Raw genomic sequence first — 19,333 nt, forward strand, 5'->3', positions numbered from 1 at the left:
TGAGTCAAACCAGGGAGGGTGGATCAGGTCGACGCGGACGAGTCGCGGATCACCAAATGCATTCCGGTGTGCACCTGCCGGGCCTCGCCGTCGTAACCGTCGAGGCGCTCGATGAGCAGGTCGAGGGCGGCGGCGACCATCGCGCCCTGGTCGGGGCTCACCGACGACAGCGACGGAATGGTGAACTCACCTTCGTCCGTGTCGTCGAAGCCGGTGACCGCGACGTCCTCGGGGACGCGGATCCCGTGCATGTGCAGGGCTTTCAGCACCCCCACGGCGATCGTGTCGTTGCCGCACACCGCGGCGTCGAACCGGGGGCCGGAGCGCCGCAGCAGCCCGACCATCGCCTCGTAGCCCGAGGCTCTGCGGTCCACGTCCGAGCTGTTGGCGACGAGCGACGGGTCGTGCTCGACGCCGTGCTCCTCCAGCGCGGCAAGGAAGCCGGCGTACCGGTCTGAGATCGGGGCGGCGCCCACCGGACCGTTCCACACGAACGCCAGCCGCCTTCGACCGTCGGCCAGCAGATGTCGAGTGATCGCCACGAATCCCGCGTACTCCCCCATCAACACACAATCAAGCGTCTTGATCGGATAACCGCCGAGGGCCACGGCCGGGCGCCGCGGGGCGGCGCCGGCGAGCAACTCGTCGGACAGGTGGTGCGGGCAGACGATGACACCGTCGACGTCGGTTGTCGTCACGCCGAGGACCGCGTCGCGTTCACCGGTCCTGTCATGGGCGATCCGCAGCGTGCTGGTGAACCCGCGCTGGGCCAGCGCGAGGATGAGACGCTCGGCGTTCTCCGCGAAGTACGGCTGGTGGAGGTTCGGCACGACGACGGCGATCCGGCCGGTCCGGCCGGAGGCGAGCCCTCGTCCGGCCTGGCTCGTGGCATGTCCCGCCTCGTAGCCGATCTCCTCGATCACGGCCTGAACCTTGGCCCGGGTGGCGGCCGAGACATGCGGGCGTCCGAGGAGGACATTGGACACCGTCTTCGCCGAGACCCCGGCCCGCGCGGCGACATCGGCGAGCGTTGGGCGCTTCATCGGGGATCCCGGCCGAGCGTGGACTCACGGCGCACCAGCTCGACCGGTGACACGACCGCACGGGGCTGTCGCGGTGCCGTACCGGCGAGGCGATCGGTGAGCAATTCCAGCGCGCTGCGCGCCAACCGGGCCGGTCCGGGGTCGATGGTGGTGAGCGACGGTGTCGAGAACCGTCCGTCCTCCAGGTTGCCGTACCCGACGGCCGCCACCTGTCCCGGAACATCCACTCCCTGTTTGACGAGCGCCGCGAGTGCCCCGAGCGCCACCTCGTCGTTGACACACACCAGCGCGTCAACGTCCGGATGCTGCTCCAGGACGTGTACGGCGGCTCGCGCGCCGGCGCGCCGGTCGGCCACCTCACCGAGATCCACAGCCGGTACGGCAGCCGCGTCGATGCCCGATTCGGCGAAAGCCGCGCGCATCCGAGGCTGATCCGCGCCGAGCAGAGCCGGGCGCGACCGCCCCATGACGGCGAGGTGGCGGGCCACCAGCGCCGCCGCCTCCGCCACGTCCTCGTCGACGCTGTCCACCTCGGCCGCGCCGCCTTGCACGACGACCACCGGGCGATCGTCCAACCCGTCGCCGGCCGGCGCCGCCGGGCCGATGAGCACCACGCCGTCGAACGTCTTCCCCCGAGCGGCGAGGACCGCCTCCAGCCGGACCGGGTCGCCGTGTGTCGGCTCGACCGCGGCAAGCATGCCGCAACGATCGGCCTCGGTGACGAGCGCCTCGACGAGACCCGCGAGATACGGGCGGCGCAACTCGGTGACGGCGATGCCGACCACGCCGATCAACCCGGTCCTGAGCGCCCGGGCCGTCCGGTTGGGAACCCAGCCGAGCTCGTCGATCGCCGCATGCACCCGTCGCACCTTCTCCGGACGGATGTGGGGTTCGCCATTCACCACACGGGAGACGGTCTTGATCGAGACGCCGGCCCGATCCGCCACCTCCCGCATCGTCACGCGCATGCGTACAGCGTAGGTCACGTGAGCACCTCTCAGCATTCCGTTAAGACCACTGCCGTTCGGGCGCATCGTCATCACATTGCCGCTGGATCCGGGGGACGGCGGCCGGCATCGTGGCGTACCGGTCACGGCGGAAGTGACGGTGGCGGCACCGAGTCAGGCGACGCCCGTACGGCTTCCGGATCGCCGGCGCAGGACCATGGCAAGCGCGTTGCGAGACCTGATTCCTGTCTTGGCAAAGACCTTGTGCAGGTGATACTCGACAGTGCGCGAGCTCACGAAGAGCCGGCTGCCGATCTCGGCGTTCGTAAGGCCCTCGCTGGCGAGCCGGGCCACCTGCTCCTCCAGAGGAGTGAGGCCGCCGCTGGTCACGGCCTCTCGTTTCCGAACGCTTATCCCGGCGGCCTCCAACTCGCGCGCCGCGCGGTCGGCGAACGCCCCGAGGCCCATGGTCGTGAACAGCTCGTGCGCGGTGCGCAGCCGCTCACGCGCCTCGCTCAGGCGTCGCTCGCGGCGCAACCACTCGCCGTAGAGAAGGTGGGAGCGGGCGAGCTCCGGTCGGAGCCGCGTGCCGGCGAACCGGTCGATCGCCTCACGATAGCCGGCCTCAGCGTCGCCGCCCACCGATCGCCGCGGCGATCCCGGTCGGCCGGCGTTGTTGACCAGCACATCGACCCGATCGGTTCGATTCGAGATCTCGGCGGCCAGTTTTTCGACGGCGGCCAGTCCGTCGAAGTCGGCCTGCACGTAGTGCACCTCCCCCCTGCTGGCGGCTCGCAGCTCCGCCAGCAGCCCGGCGATCTCGCTCAGCCGCTGAGGTCCGTGCACGAACAACCGGGAGGTTCGCGACGCCAGCAGCCTGGCGGTGGCCTGACCGATACCACTGGTCGCGCCGGTCAGCACGACCGCTGTCTCGTCAGCGTTCCGGGATGTCATCTCGTCGGACACCTCCGCACCAGACAGCGTGCCAGGTCCTTGTGGATGTTGCTTCAGTAATCCACGACCTTCTTCTTCATGTCGGCGGTGACCTCGGGAGCCGAGGCGTGGCCGACGACGTTGCTCACCAGGTGGGCGCGGTCGGTGTGGGACAACACGTTTGGGCATCCCTGGCAGATGCGCCGCGCCTGATCGTCGGGGTGACCCCGGCCCGTCGTTCCAGGTGAGCGGGAAGAACAGGCCGGGATCTGCGTCCTTGCAGGCGGCACGGGCTGTTCAGCGCAGTGCCGGGCCCTGGGTCGTGGTGCTGGTGGATCTGGTGAAGGGCCATGGTCGCCAGGCGCGGTCGAGAAAGCCGGCGATCAGCCCTTCGGACGAGGTGTCAGAGCAGCAGCTGGTCGATGGTGATCGGCAAGGAGCGGATGCGCCGCCCCGTGGCGTGGTGGACGGCGTTGGCGATGGCCGCCGCCAGGCCGACCAGGCCGACCTCACCGACTCCCTTGGTGCCGACCGGGGTCGCCCGGTCGGGGCCGCCCACAAAGATCACGTCCATGTCCGGGACGTCGGCGTTCACAGGGATGAGGTAGTCGCCGAAGGTGGCGTTGGCGATGCGGCCGGTCTCCCGGTCGGTGGCCGTGTCCTCGAACATGGCCTGGCTGATGCCGCCGACCGTGCCGCCGGTGATCTGGCTGGTGGCCGTCTTCTCGTTGAGTATCCTGCCGCCGTCGATCGCCGAGACCACCCGCGCCACCCGCAACAGCCCCAGGTCGGGATCGATCCGCACCTCGACGAACTTGGCCCCGAACGCACCCGCGATCGCCATCCCCAGCTCCTCGGACTGCGGCGGGATGCTCCTGCCGTCGGCGCTCAGCCCCTCCAGACCATGGCGGGCCAGAATGTCGGTGTACGCCTCGCCCTGGTCAGGCGCGCCGATACGGTGGATGCAGCCCTCGCTCACCGTGACGTCGCCGAGCCCGGCCCCGCGCAGCGGCGAGTCGGCGTCGTCGCCGACCAGATCGAGAAACTCCCGCAGCAGGCGCCGGCAGGCGGCGTGGACGGCGTTGCCGAGCGCGCCGGTGAGACCGGACCCGCCGGCCTGCGGCGAGTACGGCATGTCGGAATCGCCCAGGTCGAACCGCACCCGCGAGGTGGGAAGGCCCAGAAGTTCGGCCACCAGCTGCGTCATCACCGTGTAGGTCCCGGTCCCGATGTCAGTGGCCGCGCTGCGCACGAACGCCGACCCGTCGCGGTGCAGCGAGGCGCGGGCCTGGCAGGGCACCTGATAGGCGGGATAGGAGACCGCGGCCAGGCCGTAGCCGACCAGCCGGCGCCCCTCGCGCATCGAGCCCGGCTCCGGCGAGCGCCGCGACCAGCCGAACCGCTCGGCGCCTTGCCGGTAGCACTCCCGCAGCGCGTTGCTCGACCAGGGCAGGCCGGACAGCGGGTCCACCTCGGCGAAGTTCCGAAGCCGCAACTCCAGCGGGTCCATGCCGAGCTTATGGGCGAGCTCGTCGATGGCCGACTCCAAGGCGAAGTTGCCCTGCCCCTCCGCGGGGGCCCGCATGGATCCGGGGCAGGGGATGTTCAGCCGTACCTGCCGGTCTCGGGTCCGCACGTTCGGGCAGGCGTAGGAGACGGCCGCGCACAGCGAGACCGGCTCGTAGTCATCGTCCTCCATCGCCACCGACGAGACGCCATCGGCGTCGATCGCGACCAACTCGCCATCCCTCGTGGCGCCGATCTTGAAGCGCATGACGCTGTTCGGGCGATGGCCCACCGAGGTGAACATCTCCGGCCGGGTGAGCACCAGCTTCACCGGCCGCCCCAGCTCACGCGCCGCCAGCACGGTCAAGATGACGTGCGGCCACATACGCAGCCCAGCACCGAAACCACCGCCCACGTACGGGGCCAGCACTCGGATGCCGCTCTCGGGCACCTTGAAGATCTGCGCCAGCGAGGTGCGCACGTTGTGCGGCCACTGGGTGGAGTCGTGCACCGTGACTGAGTCACCGTGCCAGAGGGCGATCGTGGACATCAGCCCGAGCGGATTGTTGGTGTTGTCCGGCGTGGTGTAGGTGCCCTCCACCACGACGTCGGCCGCGGCGAACCCGGCATCCAAATCACCACGATCGGTGTCCAGGCTCCACGGATCGGTGAGAACCTCTGCTCGCGGGTCGTCGAGGTCGAGCAGGGCCTTGGCCGTCTCGTACTCCACCCGCACCAGCGAGGCGGCGTGCCTGGCCTGCTCCGCGGTGTCGGCCACCACGATGGCCACGTGCTGCCCGTAGTGCAGGATGCGGTCGTCCTGGAGCGGAGCCGGCGGGGACGGCCCCAGCAGCGTCATCGGCCCGCGCTCCAGCCGCGGCGCGGTCAGATGGGTGATGACGGTCAGCACGCCCGGCGCGGCCTGCGCCTGCGAGGTGTCGATGGCGCTGATCCGCCCGGCGGCGATGGTGGCGCGCACCAGAGCGGCGTGCACCATGCCGGGATAGCCGAAGTCGTTGGGGTAGTGTGCGCTGCCCGTCACCTTCAGCGGGGCGTCCACCCGGTCCAGGCCCGCACCGATCAGCGGGAGGCTGTCTGCGGTCATGCTTGTACTCCTGCGATGGTCTCCAGCGTGCGGACGAGGGTCCGCTTGGCCAACTCCACCTTGAACGCCGTGCCGGGCAGCGTTCTGGCGCCCTCCAGGGCGGCGTCGGCGGCGGCGCGGAACGTCTCACGGCCGGCCGGTGCTTCGCGCAGGACGTCCTCGGCGTCCCAGGCCCGCCACGGGATGGTGCCGACGCCGCCCAGCGCCACCCGAGCCTCCCTGATGAGACCGTCCTCCATCACCAGCGCTGCGCCGGCCGAGGTCAGCGCGAACTCGTAGGAGACGCGGTCGCGCACCTTCAGGTAGTGAGACCTGGCCCCCGCCGGCAGCAGAGGCACCTCAACCGCGGTGATCAGCTCGCCGTGGCGCAGCACGTTCTCGATCTGCGGGGTGTCGCCCGGCGGAAGGTGGAACTGGGTCAGCGGGACGCTGCGCGGGCCGTCCAGTCCCTGGACATGGACCACGGCGTCCAGCGCGGCCAGCGGGACCGCGACGTCGGAGGCGTGCAGGGCGATGCAGTGGTCGCTGGTGCCCAAGATGGCGTGCATGCGGGCGAACCCGGTGATCGCGGCGCATCCCGACCCAGGATTCCGCTTGTTGCACGCCTCGACCGTAGGGTCGCGGAAGTAGCGGCACCGGGCCCGCTGGAGCAGGTTGCCGCCGATGGTGGCCAGGTTGCGCAACTGGGTGGAGGCACCGAGCAGGAGCGCCTCCCTGACGAAAGGCAGCCGCTCGATCACAACGGGATCGGCGGCCAGTTCCTCCATCGTGGCGAGCGCGCCGACGCGGATGGCCGAGCCGGTGTGCGTGATACCGCCCAGCGGCAGCCGGGTGATGTCGACCAGCCGGCCGGGACCGAGCACGCCGTCCTTCATCAGGTCGACCTGCGTGGTGCCGCCCGCCAGGTAGGAGGTGTCCGGGTCGGCGCTGACCATGGTCACGGCCTGACCCACGTCGGCCGCCCTGACGTATTCGAACGGACGCATCCTTCAGCCCCCCGCCGCCACGTCACGGATCGCCGCGCGAATATTCGGATAGGCCCCGCAGCGGCACAGATTGCCGCTCATGAACTCACAGATGTCCTCCTCGGAACCGGCCCGGCCCTCGGCCAGCAGCGACACCGCCGACATGACCTGCCCCGGAGTGCAGTAGCCGCACTGGAACGCGTCGTGCCGGGCGAAGGCCGCCTGCATCGGATGGGGCGTGTCTCCCTCCGAGAGTCCCTCGACAGTGGTGACCTCGCGGTCCTCGCACTGGGCCGCGAGCATCAGGCACGACACCACCCGCTTGCCATCGACCAGCACCGTGCAAGCGCCACAGGCACCCTGATCGCAACCCTTCTTCGCCCCCGTCAGCCCCAGATGGTCGCGCAGGGCGTCCAGCAAGGTGACACGGGCATCGAGCCGCAGTCTGTGAGAGGCGCCGTTGACATGGAGGGTGACCTCCGCCTGTGGCACCGTGAGCGATTCCTCGTCGTACGGATGTGTCGCGCTTTGCGCTGCCTTCATGGGGCCTCGATTCCCTACTAAGAGCGCTTCGACCGCTGGACGTTCTGACGTGCGATGGAACTGCGGCCGCCGTCGTGCGCTGTGGCCGGCGGCCGGCTGTCGCCTCGCGATAGGCGGTTTTGATCGGACTGTGAGCGGAACCGTGTCAGAGTGCGAGTCTGCTGCGGCGCGCGCTCACCGGCATCCGTGGTTTCCCTAGTCCGAGTCCCCAGTCAGGACCACGTCGTGTGCCGGCAGGTCGGCGCAGGCACCCATGAAGACGCACTCCGTCGCCAGGTCCAACTCCCCGTCCCGCTGAAGGACGGGCGCTTCGTGATGGTCGTTGACATGCAGGGCCAGGCAGGTATCGGACATCTGAGTCTCCAGCCGCCAAGGACGAAACAGGCGTCATCTCCGGCGAAACCATGCAGAAGCTGGACTAAGAGGCCCTTACGCTACCCGGCATCAACACCAGAGTCAGTCAAGTCCTGTCGCATGGACGGTCAAGAGTCTGTGCCGGCGCAACGACTGACGTCCGGAAATTGTCCGTGCCCTCCGCCATGATGGCCCCGCTCATGTCCGCGCACGTGATCTCGAAGGAGCTGTCATGACCGCCAATGAAACCGCCGGATGGTCCGATTTAGGGTGGCATTCCTGGGAGGACCTCGCTCTTGTCCGCGCCAGGCTCGATGCGGGCGCCGATCCGAACCATGGGCCATATGCCTTCGAGCGGCCGCTGCACACCGCGGCGGAGCACGGCTCGGCGGAGGTGGTCGCCGAGCTGGCCGGCCGGGTCGATGACGTCGACGCGGAGTGCGAGGGCCGCACCGCGCTCTGGGAGGCGGTCTTCAACGACCGGCCGGAGAACGCCCGTGCCCTCGTCGCCGCCGGCGCCGACCCGTGGCGGCCCATGATGGGCGGCTGGTCGCCCGGGCGGCTCAGCCTGGCGGGGCCCACGCCCGGCCTGTTCTTCCCGTTCCCGCCGGGTCATGCCGGCCTGACCGAGGCCGAGACCGCCGCCGTGGCGGAGGCCGACCGCCTGAGCGGCGCGCTGGGCGGCATCGAGGGGGACGGTTTCAGCCTGGCGTGCGTCCGCGGCATCACCGCCGCCGAGGCGGCCGCGCGTTTGGCCGGCGAACCCGCCGACGAGGAAGAGCTGGAAGAGATCGACCCGTTCGACGATGAGGCCATGCAGTTCATCGGCCTCACCGACGTGCCCGGCGGCTGCGTCGTCAGCCAGCAATGGGGCTACATGGCCTCGACTCCCGGCGTCATGAAGGCACTGTCGGCAGGCACGGTCGCCTACGGCATGTACGCCAACCCCAAGAGCGGCAACCAGGGCTGCGTCTACCGCGACGGCGAGGACGTGGCCTGGGACACCCACCCGGGCGGCGGCGACGTGTCCTCCGACGACTCGGCCGAGGAGATCCTGCTCAAATACCTGTACGTCGGCCACGCCGAGGCCTACTGCTTCGCCGGCGCGGGACTGCGCCCGACCGACGCCCGGGCGATCACCGATCCCGACACGCACGTGCGGCTGCCCGACGGGGACTACCGGCACTGACCAGCGGCTGCCGCGTTCTCGGAATCCGGATGGCGGCGTGACAAGGCGGCCGTCGCCGAGCGCGGACGCTCCGCCGCTGGTGCTACACCCTGTGGCCTGGGCGGGCCACGATCCGGACTCCTGAACCGTGGCCCGCCGGAGACGGGAAGCCCGCTCGATCAGCTCGTGGTGCCGGTGACCGCGGTTCCCGACTTGGTGACGAAGTAGGTCACGGTCGCGCCGCTCCAGAAGTGGAGGGTGAGCGTGACCTGTGAGCCGTCATTGACTTCGGCGAAGAAGGCCGGTCTCAGCGTGATGGTGTTGGCGCTGTAGTTGGGCGCGAACGTGACGTCGAACTCCTTGAAGGACGTCCAGGTGTGGGGCCCGGCGTTGGAGCCGTCGGCGTACTTTGCCTCCATGGTGGCGAGCTGGTCACCCTTGAAGGTGGTCGGGATGGCGAAGGAGCTCGTCGTTCCGCTCGCGTTCTGCACTGTCGGCGTGTCGTAGGTGATGATGTCGATCCGCCACGGGACGCCCTGGGAGAACCGAGCCGACAGCGTCGCGTTGACGCCATAGGCCCGAGAACCCGTCAGGCGGGTGAGCGCGGATGCCGTGAACGTGAGCTGGTCGCCGGAGACGGTGTAGTCGGTACCGCGCACCAGGTCTGTGCTTCCGTGGCGGATGCCCACGAACGAGGTGCCGTTCAGGTTCAGCGTGAGCGTCTTGCTCGTGATGGCGGTCGACCTCGCGTTGTACACCTGATCCGACGAAGCCGTACCCGAGCGCGTCGTCCAGCTGGACTTGATCTGCGCGAACAGCTCGGGATCGGACCACTGGAACGAGGTCCGGTTGAAGTGCTGGCCGTTGTCCCACAGCATGGTGGTGATCTGCTTGGTACGTGCGTAGTAGCCGAGGAACTCGAAGAACTTCAGTTTCTCGCCCTGCTGGATCGTGCCGGTGTGCCGGTCGAAGCCCAGCAGGCCGTACTCACCGATGATCACGGGGATACCGCGCGCCGTGAAGGCGTTGTGCACCCGGTCGAAGGCGCCGGTCAGGTCCTGCTGAACGGTGGCGTCGAAGCGGGTGCCGCCGGCGACGTTGACGCTGAACGGCCAGTACCCGTAGAAGTGCACCGTCGCGATCAGGTTGGGGTCGTTCATCGCGTTGAACGTGCTGACCAGCTCGTCGACTCTGGCCTGGTCGGCCGACGTGTGCAGGGTCGGCATGACGAGCAACCGAGTCGCGTTGTTGCCGCCCGACTGGCGCACGATAGTGCGGAAGGACGTGTTGAGCTCATTGAGCAGCGTCGCGTTCTGGGCGTCTCCGGAACTGCCGGTGAACGTCGGCTCGTTGACGCTCTCGAACAACAGCTTGGGAGAGGAGCTCCGGAACGTGCTCGCGATCTGGGTCCAGATCGCGTTGTACCGAGCCAGGACGTTCGTCCGGTCGCCCGGCATGTTCTGGATCCACTGCCACGAATCGTGATGGATATTGATCATCACGTAGAAGCCCTCGGCGAGAGCCCAGTCGACGACCTCTTTCACCCGGTTCATGTACGTCGCGTCGATGGTGTAGCTGGGCGCTCCACCCTGGTGCTGACCCCAGGTCACCGGGATCCGGATGCTGTTGAAGCCCTGTGCCCTGACGTTGTGGAGCAGCGCCTGCGTGATCCGCGGGTTGCCCCACGAGGTCTCGTCCGCGCCGGTCGCGTCGAGGGAGTTGCCCAGGTTCCAGCCAGGCTGCATCGCGGCCACGACAGCCTGTGCGTTGCCGGGCGTCGACGTCGGAGTCGTCGTGGGCGTAGGAGTCGGGGTGGGCGTCGGGGTACCGCCGGTGCCGCCGCAGGCCACGCCGTTGACGGTGAAAGCGGCGGGGTTGGTGTTGGTGCCGCTGTAGCTGCCGTTGAAGCCGATGGTGACGCTGGCCCCCGTTCCCAGGCTCTGGGCGTACGACGGCGCGGTCACGGTCACGGTCTGGCCGGATTGCGTCCAGGTCCCGCCCCAGCCCTGGGTGACCTGCTGATTGCCGGGCCAGGTGTAGCGCAGCGTCCACGGGCTGACCGGGTCGCCGAGGTTTTTGATCGTGATGTTGGCGCCGAACCCGCTGCCGTTGTCCCAGGCCTTGGCGTAGGTCACGGAACAGGCGACCACCGCGTGGGCAGCGGGCGAGGCGACGGCCACGCCGATCGCCGCCAGAAGCGCGGCCACTGCGGACAGAGCCCACAAACGTAATGTCTTCACCTTCAAGCCTCCGTGGAAGGAGCGCCCTATGGGAGCGCAGTGATCCATGTTTGGCCGGTTTCCGGTGCGTGTACAGAAAGCGTGAAAGTTTCACTGCGCAGATGAGGCGGCAGGGGCCACTGTCCTCCCGCAGTCGCGTAGCGTGCTGCTCGGCGCAGCCGCCGGCACGGGCGCGCTCGCGTGAGGCGCCGCTCCCTTGGCGCCGCGCGCGGAAGCGGCCTGCGCACGTGCCACCGCTCGCGATGCGGCGGTGGCACGCCACGGATGCATCAGCGGGTCACGCCACCTGGCAGGGGGCTCCGTTGAGGGTGAAGGAGGCGGGTTCGGTCGTGTTGCCGGTGTGGGTGGCCTGGAAGCCGACGGTGGTGGAGCCGCCTGGCGCGAGGTTGCCGTTCCAGCCGGCGTTGGTCGCGGTGACCTGACCGCTGGTCGGCGCGTACGACGCGCTCCAGCCGTTGGTGATGGTCTGCCCGCCGGGCAGGGTGAAGACCAGCCGCCAGCCGTTGATCGTCGAGCTGCCGGTGTTCGTGACCGTGATGTTGGTCGTGAAGCCGGTGTTCCAGGTGTTCATCACGTACGCCACCCGGCACGAGCCCGATGACGTGGGCGTGCTCGTCGGAGTGGTCGAGGTCACCGTCGGGGTGGCGCCACCGCTGTAGATGGTGGCCTCCTTTGCCGTGGCCTTGATGCCGTTGGCGCCGTTGAAGATCCGCTGGCCCCAGGTGGTGAGCTGGTTGGGGTCGAAGCCGGCCGCCATGTCCAGGATCGGATCGGTGTTGCCGCTCCAGGACCAGCCGAGGTAGCCGAGGCCGCGCGACACCGCCTCGGACAGCAGCGTTTCGTGATCCACCTCGTTGGCGCCGAACCGCCAGCCGAACTCGCCGATGACCAGCGGCCACCCGTTGTCCCGGAACCGGTTGAGGTAGTCGGTGATCGCCGCGGCGCTGTTGAACACGGCGTACATGTGGATGGACAGCACGGTGTTGCGCTTGCTGTCCGCGTTCAGGATCGTCTGGGCGTTGTCGCGCATGACGTACTGCCAGTCCTGGCCCCAGTTCGGCGCGTCGACCATGAGCAGGTGCTCGAAGCCGTTGCTGCGCATCTTCTGGATGGCGGCGGTGGTCGCGCTGGTCCACTGGGCGGCGTTGTTGTTGCCGATCGGCTCGTTGCCGATGTTGATGACGACGTGGTTCTCCTGGCCGACCAGCGCGCTCTTCTGGCTGATCCAGTAGTCGGCCGCCTCGTCGAGCGAGGCGGCCGCGCCCTCCTCGCCGTATCCGGTGGTGTCGTGCACCTCCAGGACGCAGATCAGCCGGTTCTGCTTGCACAGGGAGATCACATTGGCGACGTCGGTGGACGGCCCCCAGCGCTTGCCGCTGCCCAGGACCACGCGCACGGTGTTGGCCCCGAGCGCCTTGATGTCGGCGAACGACTTGGTCTGGCTCGTGAACCAGACGTGTGGATGGTTGACCCCGCGCATGACGAACTTCTGGCCGTTGGCCTCGACGATGTCCGTGCCGCTGACGTGGAGCCCCACGGCCGCATGTGCGGGCGGGATGCCGGTGAACATGACGGCGCCCACCGCTACGGCTAAGGCGACGAGCGCCGCACCGACTGCGGCAAGCCACGGCATGGATCTCATCTCGAATCTCCTCGCTGGTTTCGCAACGGTCGGCAACGACGCCGGCAGCTGAAGGACCACGGAAACGCACCGCAGAATGTACGCAGAGCCGCCACACCCGTACAGCGACTACCAGACCGCCCCACTACGGCCCATAAACGCCGAACCCGGCCACTTAACCGTTAAGCACCTGCCGAGCTGGCCAAACCTTCGCAAAACACAGCGGCAATAGTCTCCGTGGCAGCTCCCCCGGGCCCGCCTGACCATGAAAATTCCACACGGATTGCCCGTGCTGCGAGTTGCCCATACGGTACGGCGGGGAGCGGATCCGTGCCCGCGTGACCACGTTCCCCGGACTCGACGAGGCTGAGAGGGACCCGCGTGCCGCACTACAGCAGGCTCTGCAAGATCGTGATCGATGTCAGCGAGGCCGACCATGCCGAGGAGGTCGCCTTCTGGCAGTCCGCGACCGGTCAGACGCTGACGCACTACGCCAGCTTTCCCGAGTACCACGGCGCCGACCTGGGCAGCGGAGAGTTCGGGCTGCTGGTCCAGCGGCTCGGGGAGGGATCGAGCCGGGTGCACCTCGACATCCACACCGACGACCTGGAGGCGGAGGTCGCCCGGCTGGAGAGACTGGGCGCCAAGCGCGTGCAACACGTCCACGACCGCTGGTGGGTCATGCAGGACCCGGCGGGCCTGCCGTTCTGCGTGATACCGGATCCTCCCGGCACGCTCAATGACGACAACGCCCAGCGTTGGGACGATCAGGCAGATCCCTCCACGTGATCAGCGGTAGGTGGTCCCCCACACATCGCCCACGGTGTACCGGCGCGGGAACGTCCGGTTTGTCACATCAGGCCTCCCTCCCAGAAACAGGTTGCGGGTCAAGGTCGGAACACGGCACGCTCCCCGTGTGAAAATGCATGCCGATCAGCTGACGGTGTCGCTGGAGATGGTGCGCACGTTGGTGGCAGAGCAGTTTCCCCAGTGGCGGAGCCTGCCTGTCAGGAGCGCCTCCGCCCAGGGGACGGTCAACGCCATCTTCCGCATCGGCGACCAGTTCGCGGCTCGGTTCCCGCTGCAGCCCGGAGACATCGACTCGATGCGGGGCCGGCTGGAGTCCGAAGCGGAAGCAGCGCGCGAGTTGCTGGGTCGTACGCGGTTTCCCACACCCGAACCCGTCGCCTTCGGCCGCCCCGGGGCGGGCTATCCGCTGCCGTGGTCGGTGCAGACCTGGCTGCCCGGCGTCGTGGCCACCGACAAGGACCCCGCCCAATCGGTCGCCTTCGCCCACGATCTGGCTGAACTCATCCGCGACCTGCGCGCGGTCGACACGCGTGGCCGCACCTTCGCCGGCAACGGCCGAGGAGGTGACCTGCGCTCCCATGACACGTGGATGGAAACCTGTTTCAGGCAGAGCGAGCATCTCCTGGATGTGCCGCGCCTTCGCCGGCTGTGGGCACGCATGCGAAGTCTGCCGCGCAGCCCGGCCGGGGACGTCATGACGCACGGTGATCTCATTCCCGGCAACGTGCTCGTGTCGGCGGGCCGGCTGGCCGGCGTCCTCGACGTGGGCGGCTTCGGCCCCGCCGACCCTGCTCTGGATCTCGTGAGTGCGTGGCATCTCCTCGATGCGGGGCCGCGGCAGGTGCTCCGCGACGACCTCGGCTGCGACGACCTCGAATGGCAGCGAGGCAAGGCGTGGGCCTTCCAACAGGCGATGGGGGCGGTCTGGTATTACGCCGAAAGCAACCCGAGCATGAGCCGGATGGGGCACCGCACCGTGGAACGCATCCTGGCGGACGAATCGCTCCCCTGAGCAGGGCTCACGCGGGGTCGACGCCGTCGTATTCGATCAGCAGGTGGCGCGGCCCGCGCAGGACAGGGCTCGGCCGGTAGGGAGGCGGGTCGGCGACGAGCCGGGGACCGCGCAGCCTGCGGACGAGCTCGGCCAGCACGATCTGGGCCTCGATCCTGGCCAGCGGCGCGCCGAAGCAGTAGTGGACGCCGCCGCCGAAGCCCAGGTGCTCGTTGCGGGCACGGCAGGGGTCGAAGCGGTCGGGATCGGGCACGTGAGCGGGGTCGCGGCTGCCCGCGGCCAGGGCGAGGACGATGGGCGATCCGGCCGGGATGGTGGTGCCGGCGATGCTGATGTCGTCGAGGGCGACTCTCGAGGACACGAGTTGTACGGGCGGCTCGTAGCGCAGCAGTTCCTCGACGGCGGGCACGATGAGGCCTGACTCGGCGCGGAGGCGTTCCAGCTGGTCAGGGTGGCGCAGCAGGGTGAGCATGCCGTTGGCGATGAGGTTGATGGTGGTCTCGTGGCCGGCGATCAGCAGCAGCACGGCGGTGGAGACGACCTCCTGCGGCGTCATCCCGCCCTCGGGGCCGCGATAGGTCATGAACCCGGACAGCATGTCCTCCCCTGGCTGCCGCCGGCGGTCCTCGGCGAGTCCGGCGAGGTAGCCTTCCAGCTTCAGTCCCACGGCCTGGCGCTCCCGTTCCCTCTCAGCCCGGTCCTCCTCCCCCGGTCCGAGCGTCTCGATGATCTGGTCCGCCCAGGCGTGGAACTGCGGCTCGTCCTCCTCAGGGACACCGAGCAGCCGGCAGATCATCGCGACCGGCAGCGGGTAGGCGACCTCGTCGACGAGGTCGGCCTGGCGTTTGCCGGCGATGCCGTCGATCAGCTCGGTGGTGAGGTGCAAGCATGCCGGGCGGAGCCCGTCGACCATGCCGGGTGAGTGTGGCGGTCCGAAGTGGCGCATGGCCAGGCGGCGCAGCCGGTCGTGCTCCGGCGGGTCGAGCCCGATGAACGAGGGTGTCATGTCCGGCGCCTCGTCCGTGGAGAGGCGGTTGCGGCGGTCGGAGCTGACGCGCGGGTCGTGCAGCAGTTCGACGATCTCGCGGTACGTGCTGACGACGTACGTGCCGTCCTCCTGCCGCGCCACCGGGGTCTTGCGGAGCTCGGCGAAGAGCGGATACGGATCGGCGCGGCCCGACGGCTCGAGGATCCGCTCGAAGGCGCTGTGCGATGTCATGGCCTGCACTCCTGTCTGGGCTCTCGTGCCGGGCGGTCAGCTGTGCGGCGTGTGCAGCAGCGAGGCACGGCGTTCCGCCGGATCGTGACCGGTCACCACGACGGTCGCCTCCGCCGTGGCGACCAGCCGTTCGGGGACCCGTGCGGGTACGGGCCTCGCGGGCTCGCGCCGGTCGACATGGCGGAACTCGGGCGGGAACGGCGCGGCCCGCTCGATCAGCCCTTGGTAGAACTCCAACCACAGCCCCTGGTCGAAGGCCACCGCCGCGGTGACGCGCCCCTGGTATCCGTAGACGGCGACGAAGCGGCGCTCGGCCGTCGAGCCCTGGGTGATGACGATCTCGTCGGCGAAGGTCGGCACGCCGACCGACTTGATGTTGACGCCGAACTGGCTGGACCAGAACACCGGCACCGACAGGTGCGGCCAGCGGTGCGCCTGGTCGCTGACCATGTTGTGGGCGGCGATCTCGGCCTGGGCGACCGCGTTGCCCCAGTGCTCCAGCGTCATGAACTGGTACTGGTAGAGCGGGTGCGGGAAGCGCGCGATGTCGCCGGCGACGAAGATGTCGTCGGTGACCAGGCCGTTGGTGTCCACGGCGCGGCAGCCCGCGTCGCAGGCCACGCCCCACACGCCGGCGGCCAGCCCGGAGTCGTGCAGCCACTCCACGTTGCGGATGGAGCCCAGGGCGACGACGGCCACGTCGGCCTCCACCGTGCTGCCGTCCGAGAGGCGGGCTCCGCGCAGCCGCCCGTCTCCGTCGCCTTCCAGGGCCGTGACCGTCGTGTCGCACCGCAGGTCCACGCCGTGCTCGCGGTGCAGCTGCGCCGCCACGTCGCCGATCACGCCGCCCAGCGCGCTGACGAGCGGTGCGGAGCCGCGTTCGACGACCGTGACAGGCAGATCCAGCTCGCGGCAGGCGGAGGCGATCTCGGAGCCGGTGAACCCGGCGCCGAGGATGAGCACCCGGCGCGGGCGGGCGGCCAGCGCCTGCCGCAACCGGGCGGCGTCCGCGACGGTGCGCAGCGTGTGCACGCCCTCCAGCGCCGCCTCGGCCTCGTTCGGCCAGGGCCGGGCGCGGGTGCCGGTGGCCAGCAGGACCCGGTCGAAGCCGATCTCGCGGCCGTCGGCCAGCCGCACCTGCTTGCCCGCCACGTCCAGCGCCGTCGCCGGCGTCCCCCACAGCCACTCGGCCTCGACCTCGCGCAGGCGGGGCAGCCGGGTGTGGTCGGGCGGCACCTGCCCGGTGAGGACCTGTTTGGACAGGGGAGGCCGGTCGTACGGCTCGTCGGGCTCGTCGCCGATCACGGTCAGCGATCCGGCGAAGCCGTCCCTTCTGAGCACACCGGCGGCACGTGCCCCGGCCAGTGAGGCCCCGACGATGACGATGCGGCCGTCTGTCATCCTCGGGGCCGCCATGCGCTGCTCAACGAGGTGCCGCGTCGCCGTCCAGTCGAGATGGATGGCCTGGACCGGGCAGGCGGCGGCCGCTCGCAGCACGTGCTCGCGCTGCTCGTCGCCGGGGTCCAGGTCGTACTGGAGCGCTTCCTCCTTCATGGTGAAGACGTCGGGCGCGAGGAAGGCGCACTGCCCGTATCCCTGGCAGCGCGTCAGGTCGACGACGACTTTCATCGGCCACTCCCCCGTCGAGCGAGCATGCGCGCCCGCTCGTCGGTGGCAGGCCCGGCCCGTGTGGGCCTACCCCGGGCGCCCCGCCCTGTAGCCCGGGCGACACTGATCCTTCCCTTGTCTTTGCAGGCCAGGCGGCTTCGGCTCAGCCATCGCGGGAGCCGCCGAGCTGACCAGCGATCGCAGCGTGGCCGACGTACGATCCGGACAGCTTTCCACGCTCTGAGGGAGGATCCGTGCACGAGTACCGCCGGCTGCTCGACCGCCATGGGGTGACGTGGGGCGAGGAGCTGATCCCCTACGTCGGGGAGGTGCGCACGAGCGCCTACCTGATGAACGGTCACGACTATTGGAGCGCCTGTTTCCGGCAGCTCGGCGGGACCCGCCGCGACATGGACGCGCGGATGGGCGAGCTCGACCTGGACCGTGTGGTGCGGGACGCGCTGGGCGGCGCAGTCCTGGACAACCTGGCGGCGCTGCGGCTCACCCCCGGCGGATACCGGCTGGAAGCCCGCACGCTGGCCGTGCTGGACGACGCGCCGCTCAGGACCACGCTGCTGCTGGACTCCGGCCTGGCGGAGGAGGCCACCGTGACGGTCGACGGCGTCGCGCACGTCGTGCGGCCGGGAGGCGCCGAACTGGTGGCGATCACCAGCGCCAGCACGGTGATCGCCGGAGAGCGGATCGATCTCGGCGTGCTCGCCAGGCGAGCGCCCGCAGCACGGGTGCGGCTGCGGGCCGGGTTCCCGTGCAGGTGGTCCGTCACCAGTGCCGGCGGGCAGGGGTGGTATCCGCAGGGCGCGGTCCGCGCTCTGGATGCCCACCTTCGGCCCTATTTCCACGGCGACGACCTGGAGATCGACGTCCCAGCGGAGCGGCTCACGGTGTCCGTGACGCGCGGAATGGAGTACGACTCGGCCACGGTCGAGGTGACTCCCGCGCCGGGAGAGGAGCTGACCGTCGAGCTGACGCCCGAACGCCTCTACGACGCGGCCGCCCGCGGCTGGTACGGCGGCGACCTGCACGTCCACCTCAACTGGATGGGCGACGAGCCGGCGACCCCGGAGCGGGCCGCCGCCGCGCAGCTCGGCGAGGACCTGCACGTCCTGAACCTGGTCGCCGGCAACGTGGCGGGTGAGCGGGTCTACGACCGGGAGCTGCTGGAGGAGTGGGCCGGGCGCGACCTGCCGTGGTCGGACGCGAGCCACGTCGCCCGGTTCGGCGTGGAATACCGCAATGACCTGCTCGGACACTTCAGCGCCTTCGGCCTCACGGGCGTGCCCACGCGCTTCCACAGCGGCTTCGGTGACGACCCGGACGCATATCCCAACAGCGCTCCGCTGGCGGAGCTGCGCGACCTTGGCGCGGTCACCGGCTACGGCCACCCCTTCCACACCGATCTGAGCGACACCGACCCGCCGGAGCGGGCCGTCGCCGCCGGGCGCAACTGCTCGGCCAGGGAGATCGTGGTGGACGCGGCGCTCGGCCTGATCGACAGCCTGGACGTGCTGAACCACTCCTCCGTCCAGGCGACCGCCGTGATCTACCGCCGGCTCATCGGGGCCGGCAACCGGCTCGCGGCGACCGCCGGCACCGACGCTGTCCTGTCCATCACACGACGCGGCACCGCGTCGAGCCCGCCCGGCTGGGAGCGGGTGTACGCCCGGGTCGACGGGCCGCTGACCGCCTCTTCCTTCGCCGAAGCCGTACGGCGAGGCCGCACCTTCGCCACCACGGGACCCTGGCTCGAGCTCGACGTCGATGGTCACCGGCCAGGCGACACCATGCGGCCGGCCGAGGGCGACACCGTCACGATCACCGCGCGGACTATCGGCCCCGAGGTGGAGTGGCTCCAGCTCAGGACCGCCGACGGCGTCGTCGCGGAGGGCGGACCGGGGCTGCTCACCGCTGAGCTCACCGTGCGTGAACCGACCTACGTGGTGGCCGTGGCGGGCGGCGGACCGCATCCCCGGTCGATGCACCCCGGGGGCGCCTACGCGCACACCAGCCCGGTCTACATCGGGGATCACGTGGTCAGGCGGGCCGACGTCGAGTGGTGCCTGCGCTGGCTGGACCTCCTGGAGGCGTTGCTGGAGGCGGACGGCAAGTTCACCTCGGCCGCGCAGCGCGCCGCCCACCGGGATCTGCACGAGCAGGCCCGCGAGGTGTACCGGGCGAGGCTGCGCGCGGTGGGCAGCTGATCGGCGGGCTGGACAACCCTTCGCTCGGCATGATCACAAT

The 19,333-nt window shown here is 69.8% G+C and carries 15 protein-coding genes; 4 read left to right on the top strand and 11 right to left on the bottom strand.

Going from position 1 to position 19,333, the window contains the following annotated elements; all coding sequences use genetic code 11:
- Window positions 1-23: 23 nt before the first annotated feature.
- From EDD27_RS31900 to EDD27_RS54670, 7 genes are all read right to left on the bottom strand, one after another.
- On the bottom strand, window positions 24-1,043 hold the full coding sequence (locus tag EDD27_RS31900; protein ID WP_127935679.1) for a LacI family DNA-binding transcriptional regulator: 1,020 nt from the start codon (window positions 1,041-1,043) through the stop codon (window positions 24-26).
- Entirely contained in the window at window positions 1,040-2,029 is a 990-nt protein-coding gene (locus EDD27_RS31905) for a LacI family DNA-binding transcriptional regulator (protein WP_206641748.1), read from the bottom strand. Before EDD27_RS31905 ends, EDD27_RS31900 begins: the two co-directional genes overlap by 4 nt.
- A 135-nt stretch (window positions 2,030-2,164) precedes the next feature.
- Window positions 2,165-2,944: an SDR family NAD(P)-dependent oxidoreductase gene (locus EDD27_RS31910; protein WP_241564367.1), complete on the bottom strand. Its 780-nt coding sequence runs from the start codon at window positions 2,942-2,944 to the stop codon at window positions 2,165-2,167.
- Window positions 2,945-3,326: 382 nt separating this feature from the next.
- Window positions 3,327-5,534, bottom strand: a complete 2,208-nt coding sequence (locus EDD27_RS31920) for a xanthine dehydrogenase family protein molybdopterin-binding subunit (protein ID WP_127935681.1) — start codon at window positions 5,532-5,534, stop codon at window positions 3,327-3,329.
- Window positions 5,531-6,520: an FAD binding domain-containing protein gene (locus EDD27_RS31925; protein WP_127935682.1), complete on the bottom strand. Its 990-nt coding sequence runs from the start codon at window positions 6,518-6,520 to the stop codon at window positions 5,531-5,533. Before EDD27_RS31925 ends, EDD27_RS31920 begins: the two co-directional genes overlap by 4 nt.
- 3 nt (window positions 6,521-6,523) lie before the next feature.
- A complete protein-coding gene (locus EDD27_RS31930; protein ID WP_127935683.1) occupies window positions 6,524-7,042 on the bottom strand; it encodes a (2Fe-2S)-binding protein in 519 nt (172 codons plus the stop codon).
- 195 nt (window positions 7,043-7,237) lie between these two features.
- Window positions 7,238-7,396, bottom strand: coding sequence for a hypothetical protein (locus EDD27_RS54670; RefSeq protein ID WP_164903869.1), 159 nt, complete (start codon window positions 7,394-7,396; stop codon window positions 7,238-7,240).
- 232 nt (window positions 7,397-7,628) lie between these two features.
- Here EDD27_RS54670 and EDD27_RS31935 point away from each other — a divergent pair, with 232 nt between their 5' ends.
- On the top strand, window positions 7,629-8,585 hold the full coding sequence (locus EDD27_RS31935) for an ankyrin repeat domain-containing protein (protein WP_127935684.1): 957 nt from the start codon (window positions 7,629-7,631) through the stop codon (window positions 8,583-8,585).
- A gap of 158 nt (window positions 8,586-8,743) precedes the next feature.
- On the opposite strand, the gene EDD27_RS31940 is transcribed toward EDD27_RS31935, so the two are convergent.
- A complete protein-coding gene (locus EDD27_RS31940) occupies window positions 8,744-10,804 on the bottom strand; it encodes a cellulase family glycosylhydrolase (protein WP_206641749.1) in 2,061 nt (686 codons plus the stop codon).
- Between the two features lie 277 nt (window positions 10,805-11,081).
- Window positions 11,082-12,446, bottom strand: a complete 1,365-nt coding sequence (locus EDD27_RS31945) for a cellulase family glycosylhydrolase (RefSeq protein ID WP_241564368.1) — start codon at window positions 12,444-12,446, stop codon at window positions 11,082-11,084.
- A 360-nt stretch (window positions 12,447-12,806) separates the two neighbouring features.
- On the opposite strand from EDD27_RS31945, the gene EDD27_RS31950 reads away from it, so the two are divergent.
- The gene (locus EDD27_RS31950; protein ID WP_127935686.1) at window positions 12,807-13,214 is read left to right on the top strand and encodes a VOC family protein; all 408 of its coding nucleotides are present in this window, start codon (window positions 12,807-12,809) and stop codon (window positions 13,212-13,214) included.
- 133 nt (window positions 13,215-13,347) lie between these two features.
- The gene (locus tag EDD27_RS31955; RefSeq protein WP_127941099.1) at window positions 13,348-14,247 is read left to right on the top strand and encodes an aminoglycoside phosphotransferase family protein; all 900 of its coding nucleotides are present in this window, start codon (window positions 13,348-13,350) and stop codon (window positions 14,245-14,247) included.
- 7 nt (window positions 14,248-14,254) lie between these two features.
- On the opposite strand, the gene EDD27_RS31960 is transcribed toward EDD27_RS31955, so the two are convergent.
- Both EDD27_RS31960 and EDD27_RS31965 read right to left on the bottom strand, forming a co-directional pair.
- Window positions 14,255-15,466 (bottom strand): cytochrome P450, encoded by a 1,212-nt coding sequence (locus EDD27_RS31960; protein WP_127935687.1) that lies wholly within the window; start codon window positions 15,464-15,466, stop codon window positions 14,255-14,257.
- A gap of 36 nt (window positions 15,467-15,502) precedes the next feature.
- A complete protein-coding gene (locus EDD27_RS31965; protein ID WP_127935688.1) occupies window positions 15,503-17,095 on the bottom strand; it encodes an FAD-dependent oxidoreductase in 1,593 nt (530 codons plus the stop codon).
- A gap of 233 nt (window positions 17,096-17,328) precedes the next feature.
- On the opposite strand from EDD27_RS31965, the gene EDD27_RS31970 reads away from it, so the two are divergent.
- Window positions 17,329-19,293, top strand: coding sequence for a CehA/McbA family metallohydrolase (locus tag EDD27_RS31970; protein WP_241564369.1), 1,965 nt, complete (start codon window positions 17,329-17,331; stop codon window positions 19,291-19,293).
- Window positions 19,294-19,333: the final 40 nt, after the last annotated feature.

Origin of the sequence: Nonomuraea polychroma, from assembly GCF_004011505.1 — a bacterium.
Lineage (GTDB): Bacteria > Actinomycetota > Actinomycetes > Streptosporangiales > Streptosporangiaceae > Nonomuraea > Nonomuraea polychroma.